This window comes from Actinoplanes nipponensis, from assembly GCF_016862275.1.
In the GTDB taxonomy this organism is placed as follows: Bacteria; Actinomycetota; Actinomycetes; order Mycobacteriales; family Micromonosporaceae; genus Actinoplanes; species Actinoplanes nipponensis.
Genome location: NZ_BOMQ01000041.1, coordinates 1 through 13762, shown reverse-complemented (window position 1 = coordinate 13762; position 13762 = coordinate 1). Strand labels below are relative to the sequence as shown.

General features: G+C 73.0%; 10 protein-coding genes. 1 reads left to right on the top strand and 9 read right to left on the bottom strand.

From position 1 onward, the window contains the following. The first annotated feature begins 82 nt into the window (after positions 1-82). The gene (locus Ani05nite_RS16695; RefSeq protein ID WP_203769325.1) at positions 83-592 is read left to right on the top strand and encodes a MarR family winged helix-turn-helix transcriptional regulator; all 510 of its coding nucleotides are present in this window, start codon (positions 83-85) and stop codon (positions 590-592) included. Positions 593-837: 245 nt separating this feature from the next. On the opposite strand, the gene Ani05nite_RS16690 is transcribed toward Ani05nite_RS16695, so the two are convergent. The 9 genes from Ani05nite_RS16690 to Ani05nite_RS16650 form a co-directional block, all read right to left on the bottom strand. Next, positions 838-3297: an ATP-binding protein gene (locus Ani05nite_RS16690; protein ID WP_203769324.1), complete on the bottom strand. Its 2460-nt coding sequence runs from the start codon at positions 3295-3297 to the stop codon at positions 838-840. Positions 3298-3410: 113 nt separating this feature from the next. Then, on the bottom strand, positions 3411-4568 hold the full coding sequence (locus tag Ani05nite_RS16685) for an acyl-CoA dehydrogenase family protein (RefSeq protein ID WP_203769323.1): 1158 nt from the start codon (positions 4566-4568) through the stop codon (positions 3411-3413). Positions 4569-4580: 12 nt separating this feature from the next. Continuing rightward, positions 4581-6107 (bottom strand): acyl-CoA carboxylase subunit beta, encoded by a 1527-nt coding sequence (locus tag Ani05nite_RS16680; protein ID WP_203769322.1) that lies wholly within the window; start codon positions 6105-6107, stop codon positions 4581-4583. Positions 6108-6340: 233 nt separating this feature from the next. Next, a complete protein-coding gene (locus Ani05nite_RS16675) occupies positions 6341-7573 on the bottom strand; it encodes a chaplin family protein (RefSeq protein WP_203769321.1) in 1233 nt (410 codons plus the stop codon). Between the two features lie 286 nt (positions 7574-7859). After that, positions 7860-8945: a hypothetical protein gene (locus Ani05nite_RS16670; RefSeq protein WP_203769320.1), complete on the bottom strand. Its 1086-nt coding sequence runs from the start codon at positions 8943-8945 to the stop codon at positions 7860-7862. A 123-nt stretch (positions 8946-9068) separates the two neighbouring features. Further along, on the bottom strand, positions 9069-9947 hold the full coding sequence (locus Ani05nite_RS16665; protein WP_203769319.1) for a hydroxymethylglutaryl-CoA lyase: 879 nt from the start codon (positions 9945-9947) through the stop codon (positions 9069-9071). Between the two features lie 5 nt (positions 9948-9952). Beyond that, positions 9953-11314, bottom strand: coding sequence for an acetyl-CoA carboxylase biotin carboxylase subunit (locus Ani05nite_RS16660; RefSeq protein WP_203769317.1), 1362 nt, complete (start codon positions 11312-11314; stop codon positions 9953-9955). A 68-nt stretch (positions 11315-11382) separates the two neighbouring features. Further along, complete coding sequence (locus Ani05nite_RS16655; RefSeq protein WP_203769315.1) at positions 11383-11985, bottom strand: TetR/AcrR family transcriptional regulator; 603 nt, start codon at positions 11983-11985, stop codon at positions 11383-11385. Between the two features lie 52 nt (positions 11986-12037). Continuing rightward, positions 12038-13762, bottom strand: a 1725-nt coding sequence (locus Ani05nite_RS16650) for a tetratricopeptide repeat protein (protein WP_369076850.1), incomplete at its 5' end; no start/stop codon positions are given.

The window sequence follows — 13762 nt, the reverse complement described above, 5'->3', positions numbered from 1 at the left end:
TCTCGATGGCAGAGCCAGGTTGTTGTCTGACGGAGCAACTATATGCCAAGCAATATTCCTCCTGTCAAGCTAACGAGGTAGGATGAGTGACGTGGCTACCGACTTCGATGACTACCGGTTCACCGCCATCGGCCTGTTCGCCGAGGCGTTCACCGGCCTGAACAGCCGTTTCGCCGCGCAGTTCGAGGAGCACCGGGTCTCCCCGGTCGAGTTCGAGGTGCTGATGCGCCTCGCCCGCTCGCCGCAGAACCGCTTGCGGATGACCGATCTCGCCGGCCAGACCTCCCTGTCCACCAGCGGGGTGACCCGGGTCGTGGACCGGATGGACCGCAGTGGGCTGATCCGCCGCGAGGCGTGTCCGAGCGACCGCCGCAGCTCCTACGCGGTGATCACCGAGGCGGGCCTGGCCCGGCTGGAGGAGATCCTGCCGGGGCACCTGGAGCTGGTGCAGCGGTGGTTCATCGACCAGCTTCCGCCCGAGAAGCTCACCCAGCTGCTGGAGTCGTTGCGGACCATCCGCGACGCGGTCAACCCGTGCGCGACGGCCGGCAGCTCCGAGGACGACGCCGCCCGGGTGGCCCCGGCCGGCTGATTCGAACGGGTCGGTAACCGGCAGAACTACCGGCAGAAGCACCACCGGGTGCGGCCGAAACCGGCCTATATCCACAAATCGCCCGAGAGCCCCGGCTAAGGTGATCTCCGCAGGGGGACGCGGCGCGGCCGAGGCCACGGCGGGGCAAACGGGGGTGCCTTCGTTCACGCCGCGTTACCGGGGCGTTGGGACGACCGGCGTGTGGGGGGCACATCAAGCGCCGGTCGTCCACGCCCTGCCTCGGCTCAGACCTGCTCCTCCAGCCGGCGCAGCACGTCCGCGCCGAGCAGCTCCCGCTCCCGGGGCAGCAGCGTGATCCCGCCCGTACGGCACAGCTCGGCGAGCCGGGCCACCGCCTCCTGCCGGCGTTCCGCCTCCGGGGTGCTCCGCACCACGCCGACCAGGGCCTCGACCGTGTCGCGCGGATCATGGCCGCCGGCATAGGCCGCCGCGGCGGCCGCGAAGCTTTCCGCCGCCCGCTTCTCCTCGCCCTGACGCAGCGCGATCGCCGCTTCGACGATCGCCGCGGGCCCGTCGGCCACCGCCTGCGGCGCCGCGGTCCGCAGCTCGGCCAGCACCGCGGACGCCTCCGCGACCCGTCCGCTCTCGGCCAGCGCCAGGCCGATCGTGGCGAGCACCCGGCGCCGATGGCCCGGGTCACCGACGTCCTCCAGCTCGGCGATCGCGTACCGGCCCAGCCGCGCGGCCTCCGCGAAACGGCCGTCGAGCCGTTCCACCTCTGCCAGGTTCGCCGCCGCCAGCGCCCGCAGCCGGTGCTCACCGCACCGGCTGGCCAGCCGGTCGACCTCCGCGAGCCGGTCCCGGGCGGCGGCCAGGTCACCCTCGCGGATCTCGTGCCAGGTGAGGTTGTTCTCGGCGACCGCCATGTCGCGGGCCCGGCCGCTGCGACGCGCCAGCTCGAGCGCGGCGGCGCCGTGGCGGCGCGCCCGCTCGTATCCCCCGGCCGTCAGCCACAGGGCGGCCAGTTGGGTGTGCGCGGTGAGCTGCCCCGGCACGTCCCCGTGGGTGACGAAGTCGGTCAGCGCGGACTCCGCCGAGTCGATCTCCTCCGCCCCCGAGCCGTGTTCGAGGGCGAGCTGGGCCAGGCCGACCTTGGCCCAGGCCCGGACCAGCGGGTCGGCGTCGGCCGTCCGCGGGTCGGCCAGCAGCCGGCGCAGCCACTGCCGCCCGGTCACGTCGCGACCCCGCAACCGCCACCACCGGGGCAGCGCGGCGGCCAGGCGCAGCGCGATGTGCGGATGCTCACGGGCCGCGAACGTCAGGGCCGCGCCCAGGTCACCGGCGACGTCGTCGAGCCGGGCGGCGGCCTCGGCGAGACGCCCCTCCTTGAGGTCCGTGGCGATGCCCTGGGCCAGGTCGGCCAGCACCTCGGCGTGCCGGTGCCGGGCGGCCGCCAGGTCGCCGTCGGCCGCCGCGCGCTCGAGCGCGTAATCGCCCACCACGTCCAGCAGGCGGAACCGGAAGGCCCGGGCGCCGCGCGCGCTGAGCAGGCCCAGCTCCAGCAGCCGGTCGAGCAGGTGCACCGCGTCGGTGGCCGCGCCGTCCGCGATCACCGCCTCGGCCAGGTCCAGCGACCAGCGGTTGCGGAAGGTGGCCAGCCGGTGCAGGGCCCGCTGCTCGTCCGGGGCGAGCAGCCGGTAGCTGGCCGCCACGGCCTCCCGGACGGAGACGACGGCGCCCGCGGCCGGCCGGCCGGACAGATCGAGGACGCGGTCGCCGTAGCGGTCGAGGATCTCCGCGACGGTCAGCACCCGGCCGCGGGCGGCGGCCAGCTCCAGCGCGATCGGCAGGCCGCCCAGCCGCCGGACCAGGGCGGACAGCGGCGCCACCTCGTCCGGCTCGACCGGCCCGCCGCGGACCCGGGACAGCCGGTCGAGGAAGAGCGCGACCGCCGGATAGCCGGCCACGTCGGCGAGCTCCGGACCGGCGTCCTCCGGCGGCGCCACCAGCGGGGTCACCGTCCAGACCCGTTCGGTGGGCAGGCCGACCGGGTGCCGGCCGGTGGCCAGGAAACGCAGGGTCGGGTGCTGGTCCAGCAGTCGGCCGAGACCCTCGGCGACGGCTTCGGAGGCGCGCTCGACCGCGTCGATGAGCAGCAGCGCGGAGCGACCGGCGAACCGCGGCGCGAGATCGTCCGGCCGGCCCACCCCGAACACGGCCGCGACGCCGCCGAGCACCTCGCCGGTGGTGGAGCCGTCGGTGATGACGACGCCCGCGATGCCGCCCGGGTAGGCCGGCGCGACGCGGTGGGCGACGGTGAGCGCGAGGCTGGTCTTGCCGACCCCGGCCAGCCCGACCAGGGTGATCCCCCGGCGCCCGTCCACCCGCGCCGGGGACAGGCGGGCGACCAGCTCGGCGACGTCACCGTCGCGGCCGATCAGGTCCCCGGCCGGGGGCAGGCGCATGTAGCGCGGCGGCGGGCCCGCCCCGGCTGGCTGTCCGCGTGCGGCGGCCAGGAACGCGAGCCGGTCGGCGCCGGCCAGCCCCAGCGCCGCCGCCAGCAGCTCCACCGTGGTGCGTTGCGGCCGGGACGCGCGGCCGCGTTCGAGATCGCGGACGGTCCGTACGCCGACCCCGGCGCGAGCCGCCAGCTCGTCCTGGGTCAGCTTCGCCCGCAGCCGGTAGCTGCGCAGCACGGCGTCGAATCCCGGACCACCCTGGTCCGCCCCGTGATCGGACGTCATGTCTCGAACCTAGGCACCCGTGTCGATGGATGCCGAGTTCAACAGGCTCTTTGTCGAGTAACCGACGTTCTCGCCGTCGGATTTGCCGCGGAAACCGCCCGCGAGTCCAAGATCTACAGTCCGAGGCCGCGCGCGATGATCATTCGCTGCACTTCGGACGTACCCTCCCCGATCTCCAGGATCTTCGCGTCCCGGTAGAAGCGCCCCACCGCGGACTCGTTCATGAAGCCGTAGCCGCCGTGCACCTGGGTCGCGTACCGGGCGTTGTCCATCGCCGCCTCGCTCGCGTAGAGCTTGGCCAGCGCGGCCTGGTGCTTGAAGTCCTCGCCGGCCAGCATCCGGGACGCGGCCTCGTAGTAGGCGATCCGCGCCGTGTGCGCGCGCATCTCCATGTCCGCGATCATGAATTGGACGGCCTGGTAGTTGCCGATCGGCCGGCCGAACGCCTGGCGCTCCTTGGCGTACTTGACCGACTCGTCGACGCAGCCCTGGGCCAGGCCGACCGAGAGCGCGGCGATGGCGATCCGGCCCTCGTCCAGGATGCGCAGGAACTGGGCGAAGCCGCGGCCCCGCTCGCCGAGCAGGTTCGCCGCCGGTACGCGCACGTCGTCGAAGGCCAGCTCGTGGGTGTCGGAGGCGCACCAGCCGACCTTGGAGTAGCCGGGCGCCACGGTGAAGCCCGGGGTGCCCGACGGCACGATGATCGTGGAGAGCTCCTTGCTGCCGTCCGGCTTCGTGCCGGTCACCGCCATCACCGTGACCAGGCAGGTGATGTCGGTGCCCGAGTTGGTGATGAACGCCTTGGAGCCGTTGATCACCCACTCGTTGGTCTTCTCGTCGAGGACCGCGCGGGTCGTGGTGGCGCCGGCGTCGGACCCGGTGCCCGGCTCGGTGAGCCCGAACGCCGCCAGCGCCTCGCCGCTGGTCAGCCGGGGCAGCCACTCGGCCTGCTGGGCCGGCGTACCGAAGCGGTAGATCGGCATGGCACCCAGCGAGACGCCCGCCTCCAGGGTGATGGCCACGCTGCTGTCGACCCGGGCGAGTTCCTCCAGGGCGAGGCAGAGCGCGAAGTAGTCGCCGCCCATGCCGCCGTGCTCCTCGGCGAAGGGCAGGCCGAACAGGCCCATCTTGCCCATCTGCCGCACGACGTCGTACGGGAAGCTCTTCTTCTCGTAGTGCTCGGCGATCACCGGCGCGACCTGCTCGCGGGCGAATTCCCGCACGCTGGCGACGAGCGCCTCTTGCTCCTCGGTGAGCCGGAAGTCGACCATGGTGGGTCCTTTCTAGACCGGAGTGACGCCGTGCCGGCGCCGGGAGAATGCGCGGTCCTTGCCGCGGGCGGCGGCGTACCGGCGGATGAGCTCGCCGCGCAGGTCGGCGGGCTCCACGATGGTGTCGATGACCAGTTCGCTGGCCAGGCGCAGGATGTCGATGTCGCGCTCGTACTCGGCCCGGCGCTCGGCCACGAAGGCCGCCCGCTCGTCCTCCGGCAGCGCGGCGATCTTGTTGGCGTAGACGGCGTTCACGGCCGCCTCCGCGCCCATCACCGCGATCTTGGCGGTGGGCAGGGCGATGGTCGCCTCCGGGGCGAAGCCGGGGCCGGCCATCGCGTACAGGCCGGCGCCGTACGCCTTGCGGACCACGACGCAGATCTTGGGCACCGTGGCCTCGGAGATCGCGCTGATCATCTTGGCGCCGTGCCGGATGATGCCCTGCTTCTCGACCGCGCTGCCGACCATGAAGCCGGGCACGTCCGAGAGGAACAGCAACGGCACGTTGAAGGCGTCGCAGAGCTGGACGAAACGGCTGGCCTTGTCGGCCGAGTCGACGAACAGCACGCCGCCCTTGAACATCGAGTTGTTGCCGACCACGCCGATGACCTGGCCGTCGAGGCGGGCGAAGCCGACCGTGAGCTCGCGGGCCCACAGCGCGTGGATCTCGAAGAAGGAGCCCTTGTCGACGATGCCCTTGACGTAGCGGCGCATGTCGAAGGCCTGCCGCTCGCTGACCGGGACGAGCGCGGCGAGGTCGACCGCGGCGGGTTCCTGGGCCTCGGCCGCCGGTGGCTGCTGCTCCCAGTTCGAGGGCAGGAACGACAGGTACGAGCGGACCACGTCGAGCGCGTCCTGCTCGGTCTTGCAGAGGAAGTGCCCGACGCCGGACTCGGCGCAGTGCACCCGCGCCCCGCCCATCGCCTCGAGCGTGGTCTTCTCCCCGGTGACCATCTCGACCATCCGGTCGGAACCGAGATACATGCTCGCGTTGCCCTCGACCATGGCGACCACGTCGCAGAAGGCGGGGATGTAGGCGCCGCCCGCGGCGGACGGCCCGAACAGCGCGCAGACCTGCGGGATGGAGCCGGAGGCGCGGACCTGGGTGTGGAAGATCTTGCCGGCCCCGCGCGGGCCGGGGAAGAGGTCGACCTGGTCGGTGATCCGCGCGCCCGCGGAATCGACCAGGTAGACCATCGGTACGCCGGTCGCGTACGCCCGCTCGATGATCCGGATGATCTTCTCGACCGTCCGTGCGCCCCAGGAGCCGGCCTTGACGGTCGAGTCGTTGGCCATCACGCACACCTCGCGCCCGTCGATCCGGGCGTTTCCGGTGATCACGCCGTCCGCGGGCAGGCCGTCGGCCAGGCTGTTGGCGTAGAGCCCGTCCTCGACGAACGAGCCGTCGTCGACGAGCAGGGCGATCCGCTCCCGCGCGAAGAGCTTGCCCTTCGCGGCGTTGGCCGCGTGATAGCGCTCGGCGCCGCCGGCCAGCGCCCGCTTGCGCGCCTGCGCGAGCGCATCCTCGTCCAAAGCCACCTGGTCCCCCTCGTTCGTCCTGAACGATCGTTAGGCTAACGCATTAGCCAGGCGGAGGCCAGAGACGCCGGACGGGAGCCCCCGCCGCTGCGGGGACTCCCGTCCGTTTCCTTGCGACCGGCGCTGTGGAGGAGCGCCGGTTTACTGCCCGACGCCCAGGGGCGTCGCTCGGGTCACGCCCGGGACCGGCGTGACCCGGGCCTCACGGCCGACGCGGGTCGCGTCGGCTCGGTTCACTTGCCGAGGGTGTCCAGTTCATTCAGGCCAACGACGTTCAGGCCACCCGCGTTGCTCAGGTTCTGGGTGAGACCGTCGACGGGCGCCGTCTCGGACTTGACGCTCTTGCGGCCCGGGTTGCCGTAGTGGTTGCCCCGGTCGCCGTGGTCGCCGGCCACATCGTCGTTGCCGTGGCCGTTGTCGTCCTGGTCGCCGCCGACGTAGTCGTCGTCGTTGTCGCCGTTGTCGCCACCGTTGTCGTTGTGGTCACCGTGGCCGTTGTCGCCACCGTTGCCGTTGTGGCCGTGTCCGTGGCCGTTGCCCCGGTCGCCGTCCACGTCGTTGGCGCACGCCGCCGCGGAGTTGGCCAGGCCGAGCACGGCCAGCGAGTTGCCGCAGATGTTGATCGGGACGCTGATCGGCGCGGCGAGCTGCGTGCCGTTCAGGACGCCCACGTTGTGCGACGAGTCCTGCGAGACGTCGTGCCCGCGGGCCGACTCGTTCTGGGCGACGGCGGCCGAGTTGGCCTCGCCGGCCACGCCGATCGAGTTGCCGGCCACGTTCAGCGGCGCCGCGATCGGGGCGTAGACCTGGGTGCCGTCGGCGATCCCGTAGTTGCCCGAGGTGTCCTGCGTGGCGGACTCGCGACGGCCGTGCCCGCCACCGTTGACGCAGGCGGCCTGCGACTGCGCCAGGCCCAGGATGCTGAGCGCGTTGCCGCACAGGTTGATCGGGACGTCGACCGGCGCGTAGAGCTGCGTGCCGTTGAGCACGCCGTAGTTGCCGGAGCTGTCCTGGTGGCCGCCCTGGCCGCCCTTGCCGTGCTCGACCTTGGCGCTCTCGACGTGGTTCACGCCGGCGCCGCTCGCGTTGGCCAGGCCCAGGACGGCGGCCGAGTTGCCGACCACGTTCACCGGCACGGCGATCGGCAGGTACGCCTGGTTCCCGTTGGCGATGCCGAAGTTGCCGGACGAGTGCTGGGAGACCTTGCCGCCACGCTTGCGGTGCTGGCCGCTCTCGACGAAGTTGATGCCCGAACCGGCCGAGTTGGCCTCGCCGGCCACGCCGATCGAGTTGCCGACCACGTTCAGCGGCACGGCGATCGGGGCGAGCACCTGCGTGCCGTTGAGGATGCCGACGTTGCCGGACGAGTCCTGCGAGACGTCGGCCTGCGCGGCGCCGGGGGCGAACAGGAGGGCGCCGGCCGCCAGAACGCCGACGCTGAGAGTCTTACGAACCCAAGTCTTCATGGAGAGAAGATGCCTTTCGGAATTGTCAGAAATGGTGATACGCGTATTCAATTGATCGGTGTTTTCGGGCGCAGCGGTGCCACGGCGTTATTCGTCCATTGCCCTGACCCCGCCTGTCGACGTGCGCCCATTACGGGTGACGCGGTATTCGCGGTGACGTACCGGTGACGGGCCCCGAGATGATTCGCCGCCTGTTCGCAGGCGGGCCGGGAATCAGGCCCGTGACGCGGGCACACTCGACCCACCGGTGAAGCGGGGGTTGCGGGTGTGCCGGCCGGTGCCGGTACTAGTCAGGTGAGACGGTCGGGGCCTCGGCGTCATGGCGCCGGGCCTCGACGTCGGTCGTGATCGGCAGCCGGTGGCAGGCCACCGTGCTGTCCGCGACCTTGGCCGGGAGGATGGCTGCGGAGCCGCCCTCCGTCGCGGTCGACGATCCGGAGGCCGGAACGCCGTTCGCTGCCCCGAGGTGCACCCGCAGAGGCGCGGGTCCGTCACCGTCGGGTGTTTCGCTGACCGTCTCCGGCTCGGCCGCGGTGACGGCCGCCCAGTGCCGGTCGGCAGCCAACGCGTGCTGCCGGACGACGGTCTTTCCCGCCTGGCGCTGGCGATCGGGCTCAGGCCCGGCCGCCTGCGCCTTGGCGTCCCGGTCCACGGCCGAGCCGGCCGGGCCGGCCGAGCGGACCGCGTCGACCCGGTCGGCGGCCACCGCGGAGGTGTCGGCCGCCAAGTCGCCGGAGCCGTTCACCCGCGTCACGGAGGGCCGCGCCGGCGTCACCGGAGCGGTCACCGCCGGCGGCCGCCCGGGCTCCGGCGGGTCGATGACCGGGACGATCCGGGTGTCCACCGCTTCACCGGCAAGGTGAAGGGGGGCGGTCAACCCCCGGACGACGCCGACGATCCCGCCCCGGGCGGGATCCGCGTCGCTGCTCCTCGTGGCCGGGGCCGGTGTTCCCAGCAGCCGGCCCGCGAGCGTGGCCGCCGGCCCGGAACCGCGGTGCCGGCCGGAATCCAGCGGCTCGAGAGCCGGGATGATCCGGTGCGCCAGCGGGGCGTGGCGGCCGTCGCCGGGCACCACGGAGCCGATCAGCGACGAGCCGAGGGGCAGGCCCTCACCCGCCGGGTCACGGTCCGCGGCGTGCGCGGCGGCGCCGGTGAGCAGCCAGGCGGCTCCGGCCAGGCCGCCGATGACCAGTGCCCGCAGGCCCCACCGGGATCCGGTGCGCCCTGCGCGGTGCCCGCGACGCCGCTCCGCCCCCTGGCTGTGGGGCGGCATGGGCTCGGAGACACCGGTGGACGGGACTGACGCGGACCGGTACGCCGTACGCGCATCGCGCTCGACCACCCGTCCCGTCATCGTCTCGCCCCTCGTCATCGGCTGTGACACCTGGGCCGGCCGCCCGTCGAAAGAACGAGGCGATATCGGCCACTCGGTATTGGTAACGAAGCGACACAGCCGGGGTCACGCGGACAAATGGAGGAAAAGAAAGAATGCGGTTCAGACCAATCTGGTACGCGGTCCGGCCCGAAGAACACCCGACGGGAGTGTGCGGCCGAGCAGTCCCTCGGCCAGTTCCGCCACCGTGATGAGCTTTTCCAGGTCAATTCCCGTGCTGATGCCCATGTCCTCGAGCATGTGCACGAGTTCCTCGGTGGCGATGTTGCCGGAGGCCCCCGGCGCGTACGGACAGCCGCCGATCCCGCCGACGCTCGCGTCGAACTCGGTGACGCCCAGCTCCAGTGCGGTCAGCACGTTGGCCAGCCCCGTACCCCTGGTGTTGTGGAAGTGCAGCAGGTCCGGGCGTACCGCCGAGAGCAGGTCCCGCACCCGGCGCGGGGTCGCCATGCCGGTGGTGTCGCCGAACGCGATGCGGTCCGCGCCGTCGGCGCGGACCCGCTCCACGATGGACGCCACCCGCTGCGGGGCGATGTCGCCCTCGAACGGGCAGCCGAAGCTGGTCGCGACGATGACCTCGAGCTTCGCGCCGGCCGCGTGGATCAGCGGGATCAGCGCGGTGATGTCGTCCAGCGACTCGTCCGTCGACCGGTTGAGGTTGCGGCGGTTGTGGGTGTCGCTGGCCGACACCACCACCTCGATCTCCCGGAAGCCGGCGGCCAGCGCCCGCTGCGCGCCGCGGGTGTTGGGGATCAGGGCGGAGTAGCGGACTTCGGGGTTGTGCCAGGCCCGGGCCCACACCTCGTCGGCGTCGGCCATCTGCGGGATCGCCTTCGGGTGCACGAAGGAGACCGCCTCGATCCGGCGCACCCCGGTGTCGGAGAGCGCGTCGATCAACCGGACCTTGTGGTCGGTCGGGATCGGCTCCTCGTTCTGCAGGCCGTCGCGCGGTGCGACCTCGCGGATCGAGACGGTGTCCATCGCGGCTATCCCTTCTTGACCTTGGCCGGGCGCATCCGGGCGACGATGCCGGTGTCGTAGTCGCCCGAGCGGAACTCGTCGTTCTCCAGCAGCTCGGCGAAGAACAGCAGGTTGTTCTTGGGGCCGGCGATCGCGAAGCCGGCCACCGCGGCCCGCGCCCGGGCGAGCGCGTCGGCGCGGTCGGTCCCCAGCACGATCAGTTTCGCCATCAGCGAGTCGTAGAACGGCGTGACCGTCGTCTCCGGGCCGTAGCCGGAATCGACCCGGACGCCCTCGCCCGACGGCTCCACCCAGGTGGTCACCCGGCCCGGGCCGGGCATGAACCGCTGCGGGTCCTCCGCATTGATCCGCAGCTCGATCGCGTGGCCGGTGGTGGCGTGGATCGTCGCCGGGTCGAAGGTGGGCGCCGCGCCGGAGGCGATCCGCAGCTGCTCCTCGACCAGGTCGATGCCGTGGATCAGCTCGGTGATCGGGTGCTCCACCTGCAGCCGGGTGTTCATCTCCAGGAAGAAGAACTCGCCGGTCGCGGGGTCGAGCAGGCACTCGACCGTGCCGGCGTTGCGATAGCCGACCGCCTCGCCGGCCTTGACCGCGGCCGCCAGGAAGCGTTCGCGCAGCTCCGGCGTCACCGCCGGGGAAGGGGCCTCCTCGACCAGCTTCTGGTTGCGGCGCTGCACCGAGCACTCGCGCTCGCTCAGGGCCACCACGCGGCCGTCGGCCAGCCCGAGAATCTGCACCTCGACGTGGCGGACCCGGGGGAAGTAGCGCTCGACCAGCACCGAGCCGTCGCCGAACATCCGCTCGGCGAAGGCGCGGACCTTGTCGTACTCGGCGCGCAGGCCGTTGTCGTCGGCGGCGACCGCCATGCCCATGCCGCCGCCCCCCGCGGCCGCCTTGACCATCACCGGATACCCGATGGTCGCGGCGGCCTCCAGCGCCGCCTCGACGGTCGCGGCCGGGTCGTGCGTGCCCGGCGCGACCGGCACGCCGGCCCGCGCCATCAGGTTACGGGCGTTGATCTTGTCGCCCATCGCGGCGATCGCCTCGGCGGGCGGTCCGACCCACACCAGGCCGTGGGCCTCGACGGTACGGGCGAACTCCGCGTTCTCGCTCAGGAAGCCGTAGCCGGGGTGGACGGCCTGCGCCCCGGTCGACTTGGCGGCGGCCAGGATCGCCTCGACGTTGCGGTAGCTCTGGGCCGGGTTCGCCGGTCCCACGCACACCGCCTGGTCGGCCTCCGTGACGAAGGGCAGACCCGCGTCCGCCTCCGAGTGGATCGCGATCGTCCGGATCCCCAGCCGCTTGGCGGTCCGGATGATCCGGCGGGCGATCTCGCCCCGGTTGGCGATGAGCAGCGACTCGATCATTTCGCTCTTTCTCTCGTGCTTCCCGGCCGTCTCGGCGGCCGGCTGCCTGACGACCGGGCGCTCGGGCCTCAGCGACCGAGCAGAGCGTGCACCGTCGCCTCGCGCAGCAGCTCGGCCCGGCGGCGGCGGTCGACCTCGCCGCCCAGGAACGGCGTCGAGTTCATCAGGCCGAAGGCCGAGTGGGCGAGCACCCGGGCCTCGCCCGCCTCCAGCTCGGGGCGCAGCGTGGCCAGCACGGTGACCCACTCCTCGACGTAAAGGCGCTGCAGGCGGCGGATCTGCCGGCGCGGCTCGTCGGGCAGGCGGTCGAGCTCGTGCAGGTGCAGGGCGATCACGGCCGGGTTGGCCAGCGCGAAGTCCACGTGGAACTCGATCAGGTCGATGAGCGCGGCCTGCGCGTCCGCGGGGTGCCGGCCGACGCGTTCCTTGCCGCCGTGCAGCAGTCCCTCGCTGACCGGGATGAGGGCGGCCACCAGCATGGCTTCCTTGCCGGCGAAGTGGTGGTACAGGGCCGGTCCGGTCACCCCGGCGGCCGAGCCGATGTCGTCCATCGAGACACCGTGATATCCCCGCGCGGCGAAGAGGCCGACCGCGATCTCGAGGATCTCGTCGCGGCGCGAGCGCCGGCGCGGGGCCGGCGGCCCGGGACGCTGCTGCTGATCTACCGTCACCCGGCAACTCTAACCCGCTGTCAAGCCGAAGACTTAACGGCCGTTCAGCCGATTACTCGTCCTCCACGCCTTCGGTGCGGCGCAGCCGGGCGGCCTGCTCGATGTTGCCGCCCGCCTCCAGCGCCTCGGCCAGCACCCGGGCGGCGACCGGCCGTTGCGGCGCGTCCTGAGCCATCTCGCCGAGCACCGGCCAGAGCAGATCCTCGGCCTGCTGCGGACGACCGGCGCGCAGCAGGGCCTCGCCCAGCAACGTCGCGACCTGATCCGCCTCCTCCCGGGCGCCGACCTCGCGCAGGGTCTCCGGTCCGCCAGTGACGAACGGCACAGCCTCCTCGGCGCGGCCCCGGGCCAGCAGCAGCCGGCCCATCTCGAAGCCCAGCATCGCCCGCTCCCACACCGCTCCCGGCTCCTCGCCCACGTCGGGGGGCAGGCCGGCGTGCTTGCGCTGGGCCAGCCGGAACGTCTCCTCGGCGGCCGGCACGTCGTCGGCCCAGTGCAGCGCCATCACCCGGCGCCGCAGCAACCGCAGCTCGCCCAGCGGATCACCGGCCACCCGCAGATCCTCCGCACCGGCGGCGAACCACTCCGCCGCCTCGGCGTCGCGGTCCAGCCGGAACAACAGGTCACCGGCGTTCTCCCGGATCTGGCCGCGGCCCGCCGGGTTGTCGGCCAACCGCCCGACCAGCTCCTCGTAGAGCGCCAGCGCGCCGGGATTGTCGCCGAGCCGGCGGTAGAGCCCCGCGAGCAGGAACCGGGTGTTGTCGGCGGCCTCGTCGTGGCCCAGGCGAACCAGCCCGGCCAGGGCCTCCTCCGCGACCTCGGCCGCCTCCACGACCCGGCCGGCCTGCCGGTACGCGTCCGCCAGCTCCTGGCGGATGAACGCGCCGCCCTCGTCCAGCTCCTGCTCGGCGCAGAGCGCCACCGCCTCGACCAGGTCGTCGATCGCCTCGTCGATGCGCTCGAGGTGGACCAGGGCGCGGCCCCGGCCGAGCCGCGCGGTGAGCGCGGCGGCCGGTTCGCCCGCCGCCAGCACCTCCCCGAACGCCTCGGCCGCCGCCTCCGGATCCGAGGTCAGCTGGCCGAAGAGGGCGGCGGCGTCGGCCAGCCGCAGCGCCGGCCCGTGCTCCTGGAAGTACGCGCGAGCCTCGGCCGCCGCCGCCAGCGCCTCCTCGTGGCGGCCGGCGGCGGCACGGTTCGAGGCACGGCGGGCCAGATAGAAGGCCCGCAGCCGGGGATCGTCGGTCTCCGCGGCGGCCTGCTCCGACCGGTCGTGCGCCTCGTTGGCCTCGGCCGGGCGATCCTGCACGAGGTTGATCAGGGCCAGCCGGGACCAGGCGGCCGCCCGCTGCCGGGCGTCGCCGTGCTCCTGCTGGTACGCGGTGTCCGGCTCGATCAGGGCCCGGCCCTCGTCCGGGCGTCCGGCCAACGCCACCGAGACGCCCAGCCGGCCCCGGGCCACCGAGGCCTCGCCCTCGCAGCCGGCGGCGGTGAACAGGTCGATCGCCCGGCACCAGGCCACCGCGGTGCCGTCCTGGTCGTCGTCCCGCCACAGCTGGCTGCCCCGCAACATCGCCCGGCGGGCCGCCCGGCGCAGCACCGCCGGGTCGCCGCCCGCGTCCGCCGCCACGTCCTCGCCCGCGCCGAACCGGGCGTCGTACACCGCCAGGACCGCGTCGGCGTCGTCGTCGCGGTCCTGCAGCTCGTGCTCCTCGGCCAGGTCGAGCAGGGCGTCGGCGTCGGCGTCGGCCGGGACCTCGACCGGCTCGGCGGGCGCCGG